Below are 254 nucleotides of genomic sequence, written 5' to 3'. Positions count from 1 at the left end.
CCGTAACTATATGTTAGGCTTAAACTACAAGTTCTAAGCTTGGCAGCTTCTGAGCTGTAAAGCGCTCAGATTTACTTACTAACAGCCCAACCAAGCGTCATCTGGTTGGGCTTTTTATTGGTTAAAGGTGCAGCGATGCAAACTGTGCGTAAAGTCGTTATTTTAGGTGGTGGTACATCAGGCTGGATAGCGGCAGCGCTATTGAAGAAAGTTTTGGGCGCGACTATCGATATAGTGTTAGTCGAGTCTGACAG

1 protein-coding gene is annotated in these 254 nt (G+C 44.9%); it reads left to right on the top strand.

Features of this window, described 5'->3' with window-relative positions; all coding sequences use genetic code 11:
* Positions 1-135: 135 nt before the first annotated feature.
* A partial coding sequence (locus R0J87_RS22540; protein WP_498889115.1) for a tryptophan 7-halogenase occupies positions 136-254 on the top strand: 119 nt, incomplete at its 3' end.

The sequence above is a fragment of the Halomonas sp. SIMBA_159 genome (assembly GCF_046536035.1).
Lineage (GTDB): Bacteria > Pseudomonadota > Gammaproteobacteria > Pseudomonadales > Halomonadaceae > Vreelandella > Vreelandella venusta_A.
The sequence above is the reverse complement of the archived record's forward strand: the minus strand, read 5'-3'. Positions and strand labels throughout refer to the sequence as shown.